This window comes from Atlanticothrix silvestris CENA357 (assembly GCF_016056295.1).
Classification (GTDB): Bacteria; Cyanobacteriota; Cyanobacteriia; order Cyanobacteriales; family Nostocaceae; genus Atlanticothrix; species Atlanticothrix silvestris.
The window spans coordinates 98779-116779 of sequence record NZ_JAECZB010000094.1; the positions used below are offsets into that span (position 1 = coordinate 98779).

The 18001-nt window shown below is 40.4% G+C and carries 17 protein-coding genes; 5 read left to right on the forward strand and 12 right to left on the reverse strand.

The genetic code is table 11. From position 1 onward, the window contains the following. Positions 1 to 83 precede the first annotated feature (83 nt). From I8751_RS24400 to I8751_RS24440, 9 genes are all read right to left on the reverse strand, one after another. Positions 84 to 659, reverse strand: coding sequence for a GNAT family N-acetyltransferase (locus I8751_RS24400; protein WP_214441674.1), 576 nt, complete (start codon positions 657 to 659; stop codon positions 84 to 86). An 89-nt stretch (positions 660 to 748) separates the two neighbouring features. Continuing rightward, complete coding sequence (gene guaA / locus I8751_RS24405) at positions 749 to 2371, reverse strand: glutamine-hydrolyzing GMP synthase (protein WP_214441675.1); 1623 nt, start codon at positions 2369 to 2371, stop codon at positions 749 to 751. Between the two features lie 228 nt (positions 2372 to 2599). Further along, a complete protein-coding gene (gene cbiD, locus I8751_RS24410) occupies positions 2600 to 3715 on the reverse strand; it encodes a cobalt-precorrin-5B (C(1))-methyltransferase CbiD (RefSeq protein ID WP_214441676.1) in 1116 nt (371 codons plus the stop codon). An 18-nt stretch (positions 3716 to 3733) separates the two neighbouring features. Continuing rightward, on the reverse strand, positions 3734 to 4159 hold the full coding sequence (locus I8751_RS24415; RefSeq protein WP_214441677.1) for a type II toxin-antitoxin system VapC family toxin: 426 nt from the start codon (positions 4157 to 4159) through the stop codon (positions 3734 to 3736). Positions 4160 to 4176: 17 nt separating this feature from the next. Beyond that, positions 4177 to 4389 (reverse strand): hypothetical protein, encoded by a 213-nt coding sequence (locus I8751_RS24420; RefSeq protein WP_214441678.1) that lies wholly within the window; start codon positions 4387 to 4389, stop codon positions 4177 to 4179. Positions 4390 to 4405: 16 nt separating this feature from the next. Then, positions 4406 to 4873, reverse strand: coding sequence for a hypothetical protein (locus I8751_RS24425; protein ID WP_214441679.1), 468 nt, complete (start codon positions 4871 to 4873; stop codon positions 4406 to 4408). A 124-nt stretch (positions 4874 to 4997) separates the two neighbouring features. Continuing rightward, entirely contained in the window at positions 4998 to 5297 is a 300-nt protein-coding gene (locus I8751_RS24430; protein WP_214441680.1) for a DUF7734 family protein, read from the reverse strand. An 18-nt stretch (positions 5298 to 5315) separates the two neighbouring features. Beyond that, positions 5316 to 5906, reverse strand: coding sequence for a DUF3177 family protein (locus I8751_RS24435; RefSeq protein WP_214441681.1), 591 nt, complete (start codon positions 5904 to 5906; stop codon positions 5316 to 5318). A 611-nt stretch (positions 5907 to 6517) separates the two neighbouring features. Continuing rightward, positions 6518 to 6739, reverse strand: a complete 222-nt coding sequence (locus tag I8751_RS24440; RefSeq protein WP_214441682.1) for a Calvin cycle protein CP12 — start codon at positions 6737 to 6739, stop codon at positions 6518 to 6520. 389 nt (positions 6740 to 7128) lie between these two features. Between I8751_RS24440 and I8751_RS24445 the strand changes: the two genes are divergently transcribed. Continuing rightward, positions 7129 to 8361, forward strand: coding sequence for an FIST signal transduction protein (locus I8751_RS24445; RefSeq protein WP_214441683.1), 1233 nt, complete (start codon positions 7129 to 7131; stop codon positions 8359 to 8361). On the opposite strand, the gene I8751_RS24450 is transcribed toward I8751_RS24445, so the two are convergent. Further along, positions 8358 to 9467: a metallophosphoesterase family protein gene (locus I8751_RS24450; RefSeq protein ID WP_214441684.1), complete on the reverse strand. Its 1110-nt coding sequence runs from the start codon at positions 9465 to 9467 to the stop codon at positions 8358 to 8360. The genes I8751_RS24445 and I8751_RS24450 overlap by 4 nt on opposite strands. Positions 9468 to 9876: 409 nt before the next feature. Here I8751_RS24450 and trmB point away from each other — a divergent pair, with 409 nt between their 5' ends. Continuing rightward, positions 9877 to 10524: a tRNA (guanosine(46)-N7)-methyltransferase TrmB gene (trmB, locus tag I8751_RS24455; RefSeq protein ID WP_214441685.1), complete on the forward strand. Its 648-nt coding sequence runs from the start codon at positions 9877 to 9879 to the stop codon at positions 10522 to 10524. Positions 10525 to 10723: 199 nt separating this feature from the next. On the opposite strand, the gene I8751_RS24460 is transcribed toward trmB, so the two are convergent. Next, positions 10724 to 11845 carry a PstS family phosphate ABC transporter substrate-binding protein gene (locus tag I8751_RS24460; protein WP_214441686.1) on the reverse strand — a complete coding sequence of 374 codons (1122 nt, stop codon included), beginning with the start codon at positions 11843 to 11845 and terminating at the stop codon, positions 10724 to 10726. A 264-nt stretch (positions 11846 to 12109) separates the two neighbouring features. Between I8751_RS24460 and I8751_RS24465 the strand changes: the two genes are divergently transcribed. Continuing rightward, positions 12110 to 13444 carry a serine/threonine-protein kinase gene (locus I8751_RS24465; protein ID WP_214441687.1) on the forward strand — a complete coding sequence of 445 codons (1335 nt, stop codon included), beginning with the start codon at positions 12110 to 12112 and terminating at the stop codon, positions 13442 to 13444. A gap of 477 nt (positions 13445 to 13921) precedes the next feature. On the opposite strand, the gene crtR is transcribed toward I8751_RS24465, so the two are convergent. After that, positions 13922 to 14821 carry a beta-carotene hydroxylase gene (gene crtR, locus I8751_RS24470; RefSeq protein ID WP_214441688.1) on the reverse strand — a complete coding sequence of 300 codons (900 nt, stop codon included), beginning with the start codon at positions 14819 to 14821 and terminating at the stop codon, positions 13922 to 13924. 429 nt (positions 14822 to 15250) lie between these two features. Here crtR and pyk point away from each other — a divergent pair, with 429 nt between their 5' ends. Next, entirely contained in the window at positions 15251 to 17017 is a 1767-nt protein-coding gene (gene pyk / locus I8751_RS24475) for a pyruvate kinase (protein ID WP_214441689.1), read from the forward strand. Between the two features lie 561 nt (positions 17018 to 17578). Then, the coding region (locus I8751_RS24480) for a transposase (protein ID WP_214441690.1) at positions 17579 to 18001 on the forward strand (423 nt) is incomplete at its 3' end.

Sequence of the window (18001 nt, forward strand, 5' to 3'; positions counted from 1 at the left end):
GACCGTAAAGAGTGTTTACACAATTTAGGCGCGCATCAGCTTAGTAATATCTCCACCCTACTATTAGTGTCTCAGCAATTCAGTTAAAAATAATTCTCATAATCTCTTCTTAATAAAGAAAATATCTTCAAATCATGGAATTTTCCTTTCCAAAATCCATATTCTCTCAAAAGTCCTTCCTCTACAAATCCCAAATTTCCTAATAATTTAATCGAGGCGGTATTTTCTAGCATGACAAATGCTTCAATTCGGTTTAAATCCAATTGCTGAAAACCCCATTGAATAATCGCTCTTAAGGCTTCTGTCATTAAGCCCTTTCTCCAATACTCCCTTGCCAGTTCGTATCCAATTTCTGCTTGAAAGCAATTTTTAATGCTTTTAATGCTGTAGCCACAGGAACCGATGATCACATTATTTTCTTTCGTAGCTATTCCCCAACGGATACCTTGTTGATTCTTAAATCGCTCTGCACGGCGTTCGATCAGAAACTGAGCTTGCTCTATATGGGTAGCGGTTTCTAAATCGTGATATTTAGTTACTTCATCGTCTGCAAAGACCTGAAAAACTGCTGGTGCATCAGCTAATTTTGTTTCCCGCAAAATTAAATTTTCGGTCGTGAGTTGCGGAAAATTCTTGAAAGCAGTACTTAAATTTTGCACGTTGCTAAACAAGATACATCAATTCAAATTCTACAAGAAGCAAAGAAAGGAGTTATGAGCTTTAAGTTAACTCATAACTCCTAACTTAATTATTCCCACTCAATGGTTCCAGGCGGCTTAGAGGTAATGTCATAAACCACACGGTTAACACCTTTGACTTCATTGACTATTCGAGTAGAAATTGCTTCTAGAACATCGTAGGGAACTCGCGCCCAATCAGCAGTCATACCATCTTCGCTCTTGACAATCCGCAAGACGATTGGATAGGCGTAGGTACGTTGATCGCCCATAACGCCGACACTGCGAATTGGTAGTAATACAGCAAATGCTTGCCAAAAATCGTGGTACAAGCCCCGTTGATTAATTTCTTGCCGCACAATCAAATCGGCATCGCGTAAAATGTTCAACCGTTCAGCTGTAACTTCGCCCAAAATGCGAATCGCCAAACCAGGGCCAGGGAAAGGTTGCCGTTGGACAATTTCTTCTGGCAAACCAATTGATCGCCCAACTTTGCGGACTTCATCTTTAAAAAGTTTCCGCAGAGGTTCCACTAATTTAAAACGTAGGTCTTTAGGCAATCCACCAACATTGTGATGACTCTTGATTTTCACTGCTACCCGTTCACCAGTTTGGGGATCAACGTTGGTGTCAGCAGATTCAATCACATCTGGATAAAGAGTACCTTGAGCGAGATAGTCAAAGTGGCCAAGGCGTTTAGATGTTTCTTCAAAGACGCGAATGAATTCGTGACCAATGCGACGGCGTTTTTCTTCAGGATCTGTAATACCATCAACCTGAGCTAAGAAGCGATCGCGAGCATTGACATACTCTACCGGAATGTGAAACTGTTCTTGGAAAAGTTTCAATAATCTTTCTGGCTCTAATTTCCGCATAAAGCCTTGATCGATAAATACACAAGTCAGTTGATCCCCGATCGCTTTATACAGTAAAAAGGCTAGGGTAGAAGAATCAACACCCCCAGAAAGAGCCAAAAGTACCCGCTTTTCCCCAACTCTGGCGCGAATTTCCCGAATTGCTTCTTCGACAAAAGCCGCTGTTGTCCAAGTTGGCTCACAGTCGCAGATATGATAAACAAAGTTGCGGATTAAAGCTAGACCGCCAACAGAATGCACCACTTCTGGATGAAACTGCACGCCGTAAAGTTTCCTTTCATGGTCAGCAACGGCAGCGCAAGGAGTATTCTCTGTATGAGCTAGCAATTCAAATCCTGGCGGCATTTGAGTTACAGAGTCTCCATGACTCATCCACATGGTGGTGCCATCTTCGACGTTAGTCAGCAAGTCTGTGGGATCATCAATATACAATGATGCCTTACCGTATTCACCTCGGTCAGCTTTGGCTACTTCCCCGCCGAGTTGGCTGACCATGAGCTGCATCCCGTAGCATACACCCAAAATAGGTATTCCCAAATTCCAGATTTCTGGGTCACAATGGGGAGCGTGATCACTATAAACCGAGTTTGGCCCACCGGAGAAGATGATGCCTTTAGGATTTAGTTGCCGTAAATGCTCAGATGTAGTGCGATAAGACAGAACTTCAGAGTATACTTGAGTTTCGCGAATGCGGCGGGCAATCAATTCAGAATACTGAGAGCCGAAGTCTAGAATCACAATCATTTGACGATCAAGCCGCCCCAAAGGTTCAAGTGTTTGAGGAGCTTGTTCGGTTAGTAGAGTCACCGCTGTATTCATGATCGGGGGAGTTTGGATGTAAGGTAGATAGTTGCTCTATGGTCTAAATAAATACCACTTAGCTGCCTGGTTGTGCTAGTAAATGGTAAGGAAATCCCCTACAAACGCGGGATAGAGGGCGTTTGCTTAGCCAATTAATCTGACATGGTATTAGAAAGAATAACTTAATATTAAAGTGGCTACCGAAAAAGATATGTATTGGGATTATTTATGATTATTCATAATAAGTTAACATAATTTTTCGATCAGGATGCAGGCAGTTTTGCTCTTCACGATAATTTTGCGATCGCGATCAAAGAGAATAGAACCGCAGATTGTCGCTGCTGTGCCTCTGGTGTTATGGCTTTGAATGTATTCTTGGGAGCGAGTATCGATGGCTTGGGCGATCGCGTTATAAACTTGATTTACCCAATTACTGCCAGTTTTTGCATCTAGCGATCGTAAGTATGTTAATGCAGCTTCAGCTGTGGCACTATGAAAGACTGCTTGAATATCTGCTGAATTTAAATTAACTAAGGCGCAATGTGCAGCCAGAATCTCTCGACGACCATCAGCCAGGTGATGATGGGTGTGAAAAATTCCTCCAGCTAATTTTAACAATTTGCCGTGATAGCCAAACAATAAGATTTCCTTAACGTCGAGAGCATCAGCTTCTACTAACATTGGCCCTAACCAGTTAGCAGTTTTTACCAATTGCTCAGAATTAATACCGAGTTTCCGCGCTAAATCTAAGCCATTTTCCCCAATACAGAAGACTAAACTCTCAAAACGGCTGGCTTTGTGTTGCAATTCGCTACGAAAAGCGTCTAACTGATCTGGTGTACTCAACGGTTGAGAAATACCCGTTGTCCCCAACAAAGAAAGTCCTTCCACAACGCCAAAGGCAGAATTAGAAGTACGAACAGCAAGCGATCGCCCTTCTGGTAAAATAATCGTAACAGTGATTTTTTCTCCTGCTGCTAGCATCAGGCACAAGTTTTCTTTTAGCAACCTCTGAGCATAAGCATAAATCGCTGCTTTTCCCTCAGCATTTAATTGCTTACCAATTCCTTCTCCTCCTTGAATAATTACTGCTTCCCCTGGTTCTTTTCTCCATTCCACCAATGCCCAAATTGGTGTATTTTTAGTCAGGTCGAGATTATCACCTGGATCACTACGGGTAATTGCCAAAGCTGAATTTTTAGATAGTCCCGCTACCTGTTCGATTGGGATTTCTACTATTTGTGCTGGTTCAATCAAATCTACAGATACAACTTCTAGGGGTTGGCTATGGCGCAACCAGTGTAATGCTGCAACAGCAGAAGCACAGGCAAAAACGGGGAGAGTGTATCCAGAACGGGACATTTTATAAATTTAATTTATTTATACTATCGACCAGTCTTCTGTCCGCAATTCTACGATTTTTCCAAAATCTGATTCATTACGGGTGAGTAAGATTGTGTTGTTGGTTAACGAGATTGCAGCAATTTTCAGATCCATATTTCCCAGACGGGAATAGGCTTTTCGTAAGCGTTGATGCTCCAGAGCAGCTATACGGCTAAACGGGATAATTCTGATTGATTGGTAGTCCAATGCAAGTTGTTGTAGTCCTTGATATGCAAAGACTTGTTCATCTAGCATTTTCGCCCTAGATAGAACATTGAGCCGACCTCTGATTTGCTCTTCGTAGGTAATCACAGTCACTGCAACTTCAAGCTCTTCAACGGTTGCCAGCTTTGTCAAAACTCGCTTTCCTTCTTCTGAATTACGCTGGATAAAGCTGAGATGATCGGTGTCCAGAATATACATTTTAAAGTAGTAGCAACCTACTCAGCAGACTTACGCCACTCTTGTCCAAGGCGAACCGCTTCATCAAAGGTAGGATCGTTTTCAAAGCTACCCGCAACTTTCAACCACCAAGGGTTTTGGTTTTGGAGAAACCCAGACAACATTTTTTTCATTTGTACTAGTTCTGTCTCCAAAGTTGCGACTCGCGCTTCTAATTGTTGAGATTGTTCTTCAAGTTGCTGGGAGGTCATAGGAATATACGGCAAGTTAAAGTTTAAGAAGAATTATAGCGAGATATGTGAGCCGTAAACTGTAGCAATTTATGTTCGACTTACACATCTTTGTTGAAAGTTTTTTTATTTCCCCTAATAAATTATATCCAATGATCCTTGCTGTAATAGCACCATCAAGGTTGTCACAAAAGTACGAAGAGTGAGCATCTTCGGCTGCAACAACCATTGCCAAATCTGATTGCCCAAAATTTCTTAATGTCTTCTCAGTTCCATTGGCATATTGCCAAACATATTGATCAAAAAACAGTAATTTAGGACTAATTTCATCTTCTATAGCGAATTTAAGAGGATAAGCTATCAAATCAGATGAATGAATTACATTTACCCACCTTAATCTATATGATATAGCAGAATCTTTTCTATAGTTTTTTTCAAAGGTATGGTTTACTACAGAGAAGTCAATATCTAACATTTGCTTGAGAAATAATAAAGGAGAACCCAAAGTAGTAATGCTTTCTAAATTTATATGATTTAGCCTTTCACGGAGAATAAAAGCTGGATCATTGTTGAACCTAAAACCTTTATACAGTTTGGGCTGATACCTAATTTCTGGATATGTCTATTAACTAGATTCCCACTTCTAACAATAAAGCTTGCATATTTTCCCAAGTTAGTCCTTGTTGAATATAATGTGGTGCTTCAGGATTGTAAGGACTCGCAACGCGGTCAACACTGATAATTATTGCCTCGTCTGGTATGACCGGCACATCTGGGTCAAATGCAGTTGGGTGCATCAAAGAACTAGAAAAGCCTTTGAAAATTACAACTTGGTCTTGCTTATCAGCAATTTCTACCGTTACAAGTAAAACTTCTTGTGGGCGTTTAGTAGTGTATTGTTCCAGTCGCTTGCCAATGGAATTGTTCATTATGAAGAACTCTACCATCTACTGTTGTGTAGCTGAGCGTCCCTGCTTGCCGAGCTTAATTAAGATAAAGTAGCTTAAGTAAGCAACATAAATGATTAAACTAATTATGCCCAGAAAGCCGAGAAAAGCAGGCTTGCTATTGTAGTGGAAATACTCTTTAAAGAGTAAGGGAGCCTCAAACCAGACGCGACAATAGGGGGTTTTTATGGCAGTTTCAGACAAGGCACAAACCACAAAAGGCACGAAGGCGATCGCCCCCAAAATACAATAAACTGTCATAGCCCAGCGCCAAGAGGTGAAAATCAGCTTCAAAAGTCCACTAGGCTGATAATCAATTTCATCGTTGAGATCCACCCAAAACCATAGTGAAATCGGAATCAAGATATTTGCCATTAACCCAGAGATAAAGCTAACTGGATACTGAGCAATCATCAAGTAAATCGTAATGGCCAGCAGACTGGATACTCGCCAGTAAATTGTTAACAAGCGTTGTATGCTTTCTACTTTTTGCACAAATGCCCAAATCAAGAGAATGAGGGGAATAACCACCATAAATAACACCGCCAGTCGGTAGTCAATCCAAACATAAGGGCGAAACCAAACTTCCATAACTTTTGTCTAAAGAATAAATACAAAATTTGCATTCAGATTGCCTTTTTCCCAGTATTCAACTGGAAATACCCATTATGCACTGCTAGCTTTTGCCTACATTTTCAGATTGAATCTGTCAATGTGGTTTTAAAAGGGTTTTGGCTGAAATTAACACCAATATACCTAATTCACAGCTCTTGTCTAGGATTTAGTATCAAGGATGAAAATTGTAATACTTCATCCTTTGTTTTAAAGTTAACCTCATCTTTAAATTGAAAAAAAAACAAGCAACTCACAGATCCTTAAGCTAAAAATCTTGCACAAACTTATAGCAGAAGTGGGAGAGTTACGGAACTTGCCCAAAAGCTATGAGCTAGCACGCCTAGACAAACCTCAATTTTTTAAGAGTTAGGGGTTGCTTTTGAGGAGGGTAAATCCTCAAAAACTGCATCCTAGACCTTACCCAGTCTATATTTTAGTCATCTTGTTTTTCTGAGTAGGAACAAAGATGATCTAAAGGAGGGGCGAATTGAGATTTGCTACATGAGTAGCGTGAAAGTACAAGATATCAGTAATTAGATTCTGGTTGCTTGCGTGTCAGGCGAAAAGAAAATTCACCAATTTAATTTCTAATCATCGTAAACCCGGCACTCAGCTGCTTCGGGATTTTCATCACAGTACTGTTCTAAGGAGTTTTTGGGCTTGTTTTGGCGCTGGTGGGAGGCTTCAGCTTGCATTTCTTCAACTGCATCCCAAGCCGCAGCACACTCAGGTGAATTGCTACCTGATGTATCACAGACAGTACGAGCTTGTTCAACTTCTTCTTGGATTTTTTCTTGGATGTCGCTCATAGATTAAATCTCGTTGTGTGGTGTCAATACCAGTATAGAAAAGTTACAAAAATTGCTGTTTTTTGTTTTGTCATTCACCATTCTACCCAATTAGCTGATTCAGTTAATGTCGTAGACTGATGTATCGATTACTATTACAGCAACTTGCTGCATCTATACTGTAATTTTTGTTGATCTTTTAAGATTTTATAGAGTAAATACTACGAAAGCGTAACTATACATTATATTTAGTGCATGTAGTAACAAATGACAACCCTAGCTTCCTAAGATAGAGCAGTTACTGAGGAAAGATACAATAAGGCTGGCACCAATCTATTGCGAGGATTTGACTCTTCCCCAAATAAAAAATCGAAAACTACTAGCCAATAATAGAAAAAAGCCCAAAACTCATGGCAGACCAAATGCAGTGGGCAAATGCCCTGTCAACCCGTCCTTCTTTGGAAGCAGCTATAGCAGATGTAGTACAAAGGGCTGTCTCGTCGTTAACAGCACCTGCGGATCTAGGACTGCTATTCATTTCGTCTGCTTTTGCAAGTGAGTATTCCCGGCTTTTACCCTTGTTGGCTGAACAGCTTTCGGTACCTGTAATCATTGGATGTAGTGGTGGTGGTGTGATTGGTACTACAGCTAAAGGAGAAACTCAAGAACTGGAAGCAGAAGCGGCCATCAGCCTAACCTTAGCTCACCTACCAGGGGTAAATGTGCAAGTTTTTCATGTTGTTGCCGAAGAATTACCTGATTTAGATAGTTCGCCAGATGCTTGGATCGATTTAATCGGTGTACCACCCTCACCGATACCCCAGTTCATTTTGCTTTCTAGTGCCTTTTCTTCAGGAATCAATGAACTATTACAAGGGTTAGATTTTGCTTATCCTGGCTCGGTGATTGTGGGGGGACAGGCTAGTGCTGGGGGCTTTGGTGGTCGGACTGCTTTATTTTGTAACGATCGCTTGCATCGTGAGGGAACAGTAGGCTTGGCTTTGACTGGCAATATTGTTTTAGAAACAATTGTGGCTCAAGGATGCCGACCAATCGGTCAACCCATGCAAATCACCAAAGCTGAACGCAATATCATCTTGGAACTAGATGAGAAAGTACCGCTAATGGTGTTGCGAGATTTGATCTCTAGCCTGAGTGAACAAGAGCGAGTTTTAGCACAGCATTCTCTGTTTGTAGGTGTAGCAATGGATGAATTTAAACGTGCTTTACAGCAGGGAGACTTCTTAATTCGTAGCATCCTGGGGGTAGATCCTACAGCAGGGGCGATCGCTATTGGCGATGTTGTTCGTCCTGGTCAACGCCTGCAATTCCACTTGCGCGATGCCCAAGCTTCCGCCGAAGATTTGGAATTACTTTTAGAACAGTATCAAGATCAACAAACCACTGAACCTTCTGCCGCCGCTGCTTTAATGTTTTCTTGTGTAGGACGTGGTGAAGGACTGTACGGCAAACCCAATTTTGATTCTGAGCTATTTAGCCGATATGTCCAAGATATCCCCATAGGTGGCTTTTTTTGTGGTGGAGAAATTGGCCCTGTGGGTGGCAGTACGTTTATACATGGCTACACTTCAGTATTTGGGATTTGCCGCCAAATTAATGCTGAATTAGGAAATAACTCCTAACTCCTGTTTAACAGCAGAGTGCTATTGTTATCAATCAAAGTAGGTGTGCCACTATTTGCGATCGCACCATAAGTCTGCATATAACGGCGCACTTTTTGGGGAAATTCGGGGTAGTCAACTAAAGCATCTCCATCAGCAATAGTTGCCCAAAAGTCGCGCAAACTAGGAGCTAATTCTTCTGCCTGGGACAATGGTAGATTTAAAGGGTGCTGAGTTAATAGCTTGACTAAAAAAGGGAAAGAGCGATCGCCCATCCACTGACGCGATAACTGTTGCAAATTAGGAAAATTAGGTACTGATTCCACGCGATGAGATAAAATTTGCAACCATTCTCTACCGTGGTTATCTTGATGAAACTCTAAAACACGGTAAGGATGAGGATAGCTGACTAAAGAACCAGTGGTAATATCATATACTCCTTGTGAACAAGCCACATCCTGAACGTGCAAATGTCCTGTAAAAACTAGTCTGACTCCATAATGCTGTAGCAATTGCAAAAGTTCAGGCGCATTTTCCAACATATAGCGATTTCCTATAGGATGGCGCGATTGCTGAGGTATATGCTCAACAACATTGTGATGCACCATTACTAGTACTAATTCATCAGTAGCCTCTGCTAGCACCTCTTCTAACCAATTTAGCTGTTTGACATCTAAGCGCCCTACTTGCTCGCCCTGCTCATTAAAAAAGTTAGAATTCAAACCAATTAGTCTGACTCCCGGCAGTAACTGATGAGTATAGTAAATTTGCTGTGGATCGTCATAGCCAAACTTACTGTAATAGTAGGGAAAATCTGCAAAAGCAATTGATTGCTGATTTGCTATCAAAACAGGAACATCATGATTTCCAGGAACAACATAGACTGGGAAAGGTAGCTGTGCTAATCGTTTTTGTAACCAAGTATGATTATCTGGTTCACCGTGCTGAGTTAAGTCTCCTGGAATTAAGAGAAAATCTAAATCGAGTTGTGTTAAATGCTCTATTACACTTTCAAAAGCAGAAATACTAACTTCTACCAAATGAAAACGACTGGGATGATCCCAGATTGTGTGGGGAAGGGTGAGGTGTAAATCGCTGACTACAGCAAAACGGAAATTTAGTGACATTGATTTTCAAGATAAATCTAAAAACAGATTTTAAAAAAGCTCTTTTCCACAAAGTATAACCCTTACTTTGTCAAGCTGCCTCGGAATGTTTATACTTAATATTTATATACATTTAAGATAAATATATCTAGCACAATGATAATTAACTTCAATACTGATTCTAAATATGAAGTAGAATCTCTATATTTCAATACTCTAAAAAAGATGATTAAGCAAATTTATTGGTAATTTTCTTATCAGAAGTTACTCACTATTAGTTAATAATTAATTATTGAATGTAGTTATTATACGCAAGCCTACTTTAAATTATATATTAAATTATTATATAATTCGTTCTTCTATCGATATATCATTTGCTGATTATCTTAAAATTACCATTAATTTTTGTCACTTATAAGGAGTATCACCTTTGGCACCTGTCCGAGTCCGTCAACATGTTAATCCACTTGCCCAAAAGTATCAAACACCAGCGAGTCCTCTGGAGTGGGGAAAAATTTATGCGAAGCCAAACCAACCCCTACATCTAGATATTGGCTGCGCTAAGGGACAGTTTTTGTTGAATATGGCTAAGATAGAAACCAATTGGAATTTTCTTGGTTTAGAAATCCGAGAACCACTTGTAATTGAAGCAAATAAGTTACGTGGTGAGTCAAGTTTAACAAACCTCCACTATTTATTTTGCAATGTCAATAACTCATTGCTATCACTTCTATCTTCACTTCCTAAAGGAACTTTACAGCGTGTCACCATTCAATTTCCAGATCCTTGGTTTAAAAACCGCCATGCTAAACGCCGTGTAGTGCAACCAGAATTAGTAGAAGAATTAGCCAATTATCTGGCAGTTGGAGGTATTGTACTTTTGCAGTCAGATATGGAGTTTATCGCAGTAGAAATGCGCGATCGCTTTGCTGATAATCCAGCTTTTCAAAAAATTGGTACACAAGAATGGCTAGATAAAAATCCTTTACCAGTTCCTACAGAACGTGAGATAAATACTCAAAAAAAGGGTGAATTAGTTTATCGCGCTTTGTTTGAAAGAGTAAAGAGTGCTGACTAAAAATATTAGTAATTTAAAAGGTAACAGGCAACAAGGAAATCCCCATAATTAAAATCAGGGGATTTGTACAAGGACGTAGTGCAATTCCGTTTAGTTAAGCTAAAAAGCCTCATGTAGAGATGCAATTTATCGCTCATGTAGAGACGCGATAAATCGCGTCTAATAGAACAAGGAATGGGGAACTCTTAATAGTTCCCGTTCATTTCTGTTGACTTGAAGCTAGCGACTTCTCACTTCTTTCTGGGACAAACCCAACTTGCTTAATTACCCTTTGACCCTGGTAAGTCTCTAAAAGTCTGGCATAAGCTTCTCCAGCTTGCTGCTCCTGTCCTTGATTTTGCTTAATAATCACAAACAGTCTTGTAGTAATGGGATAACTACCATTCTTGATCACTTCTGTGTTGAGCTGATTGCGATTTTGCGGACACTGATTTGATGGTACGAAAGGCTCTTGATACGGGGGAATTAGCTGTGTGGAAGTAATACCCAATGGTATAGGCTTGACCATACATTGATGCACTACTCCACGAGCAGAAGCGTAATACAGACCGCCAGGAGTTTGGTTCACGCGGCGCAGAGCCTCAGTTGTCGAGTAGACATATTGCACCTTAGAGCCAAGGGCTTGCTTCTCTAAAACCTCTTTGCCAGAAATTAATAGCGCGTCTGCATTTTCTGGATGCTGAGAAAAGGCGGTAATAGCGAGGTCTGGGCCGCCCACCTGTTTCCAGTTAGTTATTTGCCCTAAATAAATCTGCTGTAACTGTTCAACAGTTAAACCAGGAACTTTTAGTGCTGGGTTGACTACTACTGCTATGGCATCAATGCCAACTTGACGTTGCTCCAGGGTAAAACCTCGCTGCCGAGCTATATCTTTTTCTGCGGCTGTTAGGGGACGGGAAGACTGAGCAAAGTCTAATTTGCCGTCGAGCAACATGCGAATACCTGAGCCGTTACCAGGGCTACTATTAACGGGATTTACGTAGCGCAACTGAAACTCTGGACGAGTCAGCTGAATTTGAGAATCTACGAGTTGTCTAATGGGTGCCCAGGCTGTACTTCCACCATAATTGAATGAGCCACTAGGCACATCTGTTACAGTTTGAAAGGTTGAGATTGCAAGATCAGAAGAGGTGTTTGTAGAAGTGTTTGTTGCACTTTGACCAGAGGAAGTGTCTTGAGCTACTTGGAAGCGAGGTTTCAGCCATAACCACCACAGCCCGCCTACGACTGCCAATGTAAGTACTTTACCAATAATTAGCCCTCTAATCAGTTGTTTAGCATCATGACTTAGTGGTATGCTTCTTCTGGTATCATTAGTCATTGTTATTTCTTCCAGTGATTTATTTTGTCTTGAATTAAGATAAAAAAATTACTTAGCGTAAATTCCTGATTTACTGATTATTTCTCCTCATGTCCAAACTTTTCAAAGTGCTAAAATAAAGACTTTATGAAGTTTCTATGAAGTTCAAATTCAGGCCTCTGGGAATTTACGGTTAGTTTCCTTAGTAAGAAATATATATTAATTCTTATAAATAAATATTTTTTAAGTAAAATTACTTAACACAGTCGTCAGGGACGGTGTAACATGTTAAGCAGCAAGTTACTAGGGGAGCGTTATCAGGTTGTTCAAGTCTTGGGTCAAGGCGCATTTTGTCAAACCTACATGGTTCAAGACACTGATCTTCCCTCTCATCCGACTCGTGTAGTAAAACATTTCTTACCTAGCAGTAGATATTGTATACCAGTAGAAATACGTAGGCGATTATTCACGCGAGAAGTAGAAGCGCTCAAAAAATTGACCAATTATGACTTGGTTCCCCATGTTTTAGCTTCCTTTGAAGACAATCTTGAGTTTTATTTAGTGCAAGAGTTTATTGAAGGGCATCCCCTCAGTGTTGAACTCTCGCCTGGCTACTGCTGGTCTGAACGTAAAGTTTTTCAACTACTGCAAGAAATTTTGGGCATCTTGAATTTTGTTCACGCTCAAGGGCTGATCCATAGAGATGTCAAACCAAATAATATTATTAGACGAAAACAGGATAATCGGTTAATACTTATTGACTTTGGTGCTGTCAAGCCAATTTGGGATGAATTGGTCAGAGGTCAAGGAGAGACTTCAATTTTTCTACCTATAGAGCAACATACTACGATCGCTATTGGTACACCAGGCTATATGCCTAATGAGCAACAACGAGGCAAACCACGCCCTAATAGTGATATTTATGCTCTAGGCATGATTGGCATTCAAGCTCTAACAGGAGTACATCCGACACAACTACCAGAAGATGCTAATACAGGTGAGATTATCTGGCAAGACCGCGCACAAGTAAGTGCTGAGCTAGCTGCGGTACTCAACAAAATGGTGCGATACCATTTTCAAGACCGATATCACTCAGCAAAAGAAGCTTCAGAAGCGTTATTGCCACTTACTAATCTTTACCCACCAGTACAGGAGTTAGACCCTAATGACCCTACCATCTTATGGTCTCAGCTCCTTTCACCTGGGCAAGACACTAACGAAATTTTAGGAAGTAAGACATCAGCACCACTGCTAGACAATCAAAACAGTGATATTACCCTACCAGAGGAATCGTTACCACCCAACAATCTCTACCCACCAAAACAAGAATTATCTTCTAATTCTCCAGCAGTAAGTGTGATGACAGTCCCTCAAACTCCTTTATTGAAACACGATACTAATAAAGTTTTTAAAGAAAAAGCATCATCACTTGCAGTTCAACAAACTAACAATACTACTATTACTATTTTTCCGCGCAAATCTGCTTTACTAATTGGTTTAATGGTAGGCGCTGTATCTGGACTATTTCTAATGGTTTTGAGTTATTGGTCTATGCAGGTAATTTCTCCTACTCCTAAAGTAGAAAGTTGGCAAATTCAACTATTCAAAAAATCCCGTTAAGCTATTCTCAAATAAATGATAGTGTACTCGCACAAACGGTTAGTATAGCCCTGAAAAGGAAATTACTCCAATAACTGCAACAAGGACTCCAATATTTTGTAACCCCATTTGAGTGTCATCAATCCGCAGATGATTGTCAGTCCTAAACAGAAGATAACGCCTTTATTTAACGGTATCGAATCAAAAAAATAAGTATAACTGCCCCATTGTATTACAGCAATTATCAGTCCAATTACTGCCCCAGCACTAAAGCGTTTAATCAATGTGCTAGCACTTTCTAATTTTGATTTAGGTTGGTTTAGTTTAGATTCTGATGGTTCCATAAAAAGTTTGATTTTTTTACAAAACAATGCTGAGCAATATTTATTAGTTGTACAGGGAAGTATTATGTATCACAATTAATATAATTACCGTAATAATGATAATAAATTTGCCGCTTTTTTCACTAGCGGCAAATTTATTGCCACATACATTTTGCTAGTTTTTAGATGGGTGATTGTGGTGAAATCTAATTCCTAAAAAAATGTCATAAACAAATTCAAAAAAGTCCTTTCTTTGCAATAATCCTGAAGTTTGATAACATCCTTTTTCATCTAAAAGTGGCTTCATGACATAATATGCAGGCTGGTAGTTATACCAGGGGATAGAAGGCCACAAATGATGAATTAAGTGGTAGTTTTGCCCCATAATCAGGATATTTAGGATTGGGTTAGGGTAAACGCGAGCATTTTTCCAGCGATCGCGCTCTACAAAGGGACGATGTGGTAGATAATCAAAGAATAATCCCAGTGCTATGCCCACCAAAAATGCTGGGATAAACCAAAAGTTGAGCAAATATCCTAAAAAATGATATTGAACCGAGATATAAACAATTACACCGACAATTAAGCGGCTAAGGAACCATTCCAATAGCTCATATTTACGCCATAGTTGCCGCTGAAAGAAAAACACTTCGTGGTACAAAAACCGGACTGCAATCAACCATAATGGCCCGCCTGTAGAGACGTAATGATCTGGGTCATCTTCAGGATGGTTAACATGGGCATGATGCTGTAAATGCACCCGCGTAAAAACTGGAAAGGCAAAGGCTAATATAAGAGCGCTACCGTGACCTAACATCGCATTAATCACCCGGTTGCGATGGGCAGATTGATGACATGCATCGTGAATTACCGTCCCAGCGCAATGCAAAGCTAGAGTGTTAATACTAAAGCATAGCCAATGTGGCCATAGCCATAGCCAGTAACCAAAGTTAGATAGCACCAGCATTGACACCGCTGCTAAAAACAGCAGCAATGTTGGATTTAAATCACCAGGAGGCGCTAAGAATTCCTTGGGTGGGACTTTGAGTGACTTCTGTGCCTCCAACGTGAGCATTCGTAACTCCTTTGATCAAATATTACAAATATACAACGAATATGAGAGAATAATAAATTTTAATTAACTTTTGTATAGCAATATTTATCTATATCTTTACTTATAAGCTGACGAATAACGCTATGATTCCAGACGAAACCCAAGTTTTTGTTGCTTATTAGGATGTGTCAATCAAGTACTAAAGAGCTGATGTGACTGAATCTCTCTTAGGGAGGATGGAGCCAAGATTGGTGTACGATAACTACTCTATCCCACAGATTCTAAGGAAAATAAGGAGGAAAAATAAATAATTCCCAATCCAAAATACTTCTAAAAACCCCATTCCTTTATTAATTACTTTGTAACTGCTTAAGCATTGACATAGCATTGACTGAATACTAAATCTTTAATTTAGTAGACTTCCCAGATAGCTCCCTCGAATCAGCCCTTATGCAATTAAGAGATTCTCTACGCCGGACAAAAATTGTCGCTACGATTGGTCCCGCCACCAGCAGCCCCGAAATGCTCAAAGCGATCATTGAGGCAGGTGCAACGACACTGCGGCTAAACTTTTCCCACGGTACTCATGCCGACCATCAGCGTAATATTCGCTTAATTCGGCAAACTGCCTTTGAACTAAATCAGCCAGTGGCAATTCTCCAAGACTTGCAAGGGCCAAAAATTCGTTTGGGACGGTTTGAAAATGGTTCTATAGTTGTAGCAAAAGGTGATCACTTCACCTTAACAAATCGCCCAGTTATCGGCTCACAAGATATTAGCTGCGTCACCTACGATTATTTGGCAGAAGAAGTTCCCGTAGGTGCAAAAATTCTCCTCGATGATGGACGAGTAGAAATGCTCGTAGAGGAGATTAACCGAGACAAAGGTGATTTGCATTGTCGCATCACTGTGCCTGGCAAGTTGTCTAACAATAAAGGCGTGAACTTCCCAGGGGTTTACCTATCGGTTAAAGCCATGACCGACAAAGATCGTGAAGATCTCATGTTTGGTTTAGACCAAGGCGTAGATTGGGTAGCACTTTCCTTTGTCCGCAATCCTCAAGATATTATCGAAATTAAAGAGCTAATTTTCAGTACAGGCAAACAAGTGCCAGTTGTTGCCAAAATTGAAAAGCATGAAGCCATTGAACAAATGGAGGCAATTTTAGCTTTATGTGATGGCGTGATGGTTGCCAGAGGCGACTTAGGGGTAGAACTACCAGCGGAAGATGTTCCTGTACTCCAAAAGCAATTGATTATAACAGCAAATCGCTTAGGGATTCCCATCATTACAGCTACCCAGATGTTAGATAGCATGGTGAGCAATCCCCGTCCCACCCGCGCCGAAGTGTCGGATGTGGCTAACGCGATTTTAGACGGCACGGATGCGGTAATGCTCTCCAATGAAACTGCCGTCGGTGATTACCCAGTAGAAGCTGTAGCGACAATGGCGCGGATTGCCGAGCGCATTGAACAGGAAGAGGCACGCTCAACAGTACGTCAACTAAGAGATGCTAGGCGTTCTATTCCCAATGCTATTAGCCAAGCTGTAAGTCAAATTGCCGAACAACTGGGAGCAGCAGCAATTATGACCCTAACCCAAACCGGGGCAACAGCTCGCAATGTTTCTAAGTTTCGTCCTAAAACACCGATTTTGGCAATCACACCCCATGTAAATGTGGCACGACAGCTACAGATGGTATGGGGAGTCAAGCCGTTATTGGTATTAGGATTGCCTTCTACTGGTCAAACATTTCAAGCCGCAATTAATGTCGCTCAAGAAAATCAGTTACTGTCTGAGGGAGATTTGGTAGTGATGACTGCTGGCACACTCCAAGGGATTTCTGGCTCCACAGATTTGATTAAGGTTGAAGTGGTGACTGCGGTGCTAGGTCAGGGAATTGGACTGGGACAAGGCTTAGTAAGTGGTCGCGCTAGAGTGGCTCACACTGGAATGGAAGTGAGTAACTTTAATCCTGGAGATATTTTGGTTGCACCCCGCACTAGCGCTGATTTTGTAGAGGCGATTCGCAAAGCTGCCGGAATTATTACAGAAGATGAAAGTCTGACAAGTCATGCAGCAGTAATTGGCTTGCGTCTTGGTGTACCAGTCATTGTAGGTGTGAAAACAGCAACTGAAGTAATTCGGGATGGAGCGATTTTAACGCTGGATCTGCAACGGGGTTTAGTTTACTCTGGGGCGGTGGGAACACCATAAATTAAGAGGGGAAAAGGGGAAAGGGAAAAGGCATGAATTGGGTCGCCCACCAGGGGCGAGGCTTGTACCCTTCTCCCTCCTGTGATCAAAGGTATTATGTCCGCGTCATGATCGTTAAATTTGGTATCCCTGTTCTGTCATTCTCTGAAAACTTTTACCATTTCTGAATTCTAGAGCTTTTGTATACGAAGCGATCGCAAGATTTTTTCCTAATAACAAATATAATAACCAAGTTTTTGTAACAAAATAGTTTGTATTGATTGGCTGATAAAGCTTCTAGAGATTGCCCTCCTGGAAAGTGAAAAAAAGGGTTAGTGTATAAAAAATAAATTAACCGCAGAGAAACAAAAAACACAGAGACAGAATAACACTTTATTCTTGGGCTAAAATTGCTAATTTTTGAAATTGAACTGCTATAGGCCTAGTATCTTTAGGTGCAAATTTTGTGTCATTATTATTCCAGGCTTTATATCTAAAAACAATCTTATCCCTCTTCTGTCACTTTCCGAGTATTCTGAATAAAAGGATGAAAAGAAAAAACTCTGGAAGGTAAGTAGGGCAATGGATGTAGAATTACAAATTATCAAACATTTGGCAAGAGCTCCTCATCCAACAGTTGGCATCATAGATGAATATTGTGCAGAGTATAAAGACCTGTTTAAAGAAGTAAGGAATTATGAGTGCTTCAAATATTTACATCTGGGGATAATATCAACGATAAAAAGAAAATCGTTACCAGAGATAGCGAAGGTAGTGAGTATAAATTCAGCACAATCATTACACCATTTCATAGCAAATTCAGATTGGCCAGTAGGAAAATTAAAACAAAGAAGATTAAATAAATTGAAAAAACAATTAGATGGACGTGCAATTACATTAGTAATAGATGAAACAGGAGATAGAAAAAAAGGGAAGAAAACAGATTATGTAGCTAGACAATATTTAGGAAGCGTAGGAAAAGTGGATAATGGAATAGTTTCAGTC